Below are 1212 nucleotides of genomic sequence, written 5' to 3'. Positions count from 1 at the left end.
GTGGGTTGGCCGAGAGGCGAGGCAGCGGCCTGCAAAGCCGTATACACGGGTTCGAATCCCGTACCCACCTCGGTGAAAACCCTGGTTTCCGGTTTCGATCGGATGCAAGGGGCGATTGGCGCAGCGGTAGCGCGCTTCCCTGACACGGAAGAGGTCACTGGTTCGATCCCAGTATCGCCCACCAGAGCAAGGCAACTTGCTTGATGCAGTACCACCGGCCCAGCCGGCATGGACTAAAATGCGGACGTAGCTCAGCTGGTAGAGCACCACCTTGCCAAGGTGGATGTCGCGAGTTCGAATCTCGTCGTCCGCTCTCTTCATTACAACTCCACTCCGGATCCTTCCGGTTGCGGGCGATTGGCGCAGCGGTAGCGCGCTTCCCTGACACGGAAGAGGTCACTGGTTCGATCCCAGTATCGCCCACCACAAGAGCAGCTCCCCCGGAGCTGCTCTTTTTTGTGCACTGCGGGTTTGTGCACTGCGGATTGGTGCACTCCGGGCCCTTCTACCCTGTGCACCTGGCCTTCCATCTTTTATCCTCTGGGCGGACACCCTTGGCACCCCCGCCACCTCCCGCTAGGGTAGAAAACGCAAGGAGCGATCTGGCTCCGCGACCGAAGGGAGGTGCCCGTGGGTTTACTTGACGATCTAAAGGGCAAGGCTCAGCAAGTTATTGGTGGCAACGAAGAAGCCATCAAGGACGGCATCGAAAAGGCAGGCGACTTCGTCGACTCCAAGACCGGCGGAAAGCACGCCGGCACGATCGATGCCGTGCAGCGTGGCGCTTCCGACTTCGTGGACAAGGCGAACGACCGGCCGAATTCGGCCCCGGTCGCCGATCAGACTCCCGCAGCCGGTGAGCCCCCCGTAGCCGGGGAACCCCGCCAGCCAGGCCTCTGACCCAGATCCGTCAGCGAGGTGCCGGTCCCGCCGAGAGGCGGCGCCGGCACCTCCGGCATTTAAGGGCGACTCCAACCGGGCAACGCGGGATCAGTTACGGCCCATCCGGTGCATCCGGATGGGCCGTAACTGACCCCGCGTTGGATTTGGCGTTGTACTTGGAGGGGCTGGCGGCTAGGACGGTTCGTGGTTTTGGCCCTCGCGGGCCAGCGCGGTCAGCCTGGAGACGGCGCGGAAGTACTTCTTCATGTACCCGCCGGTCATCATTTCCTCGGTGAAGAGCTGGTCGAACGGCACACCGCTGGCAAGGAT

At 62.7% G+C, this 1212-nt stretch carries 1 protein-coding gene, 4 tRNA genes and 1 pseudogene; 5 read left to right on the top strand and 1 reads right to left on the bottom strand.

From position 1 onward, the window contains the following. The 5 genes from LQV45_RS33940 to LQV45_RS33920 all read left to right on the top strand — a co-directional run bounded on the left by LQV45_RS33940 (position 1) and on the right by LQV45_RS33920 (position 900). A tRNA-Cys gene (locus LQV45_RS33940) sits at positions 1–70 on the top strand. 39 nt (positions 71–109) lie between these two features. After that, a tRNA-Val gene (locus LQV45_RS33935) sits at positions 110–184 on the top strand. Positions 185–240: 56 nt separating this feature from the next. After that, positions 241–313 (top strand) — tRNA-Gly (locus tag LQV45_RS33930). Between the two features lie 38 nt (positions 314–351). After that, positions 352–426, top strand: a tRNA-Val gene (locus LQV45_RS33925). Between the two features lie 204 nt (positions 427–630). Next, positions 631–900, top strand: a complete 270-nt coding sequence (locus LQV45_RS33920; RefSeq protein WP_028277028.1) for an antitoxin — start codon at positions 631–633, stop codon at positions 898–900. A 174-nt stretch (positions 901–1074) separates the two neighbouring features. Here LQV45_RS33920 and LQV45_RS33915 read toward each other — a convergent pair. Next, positions 1075–1212 (bottom strand): annotated as a pseudogene (locus LQV45_RS33915) (cell division protein ZapE); the annotation flags it as partial.

The sequence above is a fragment of the Microbacterium sp. Bi128 genome (genome assembly GCF_918698205.1).
This window is presented reverse-complemented; position numbering and strand designations above follow the sequence as displayed.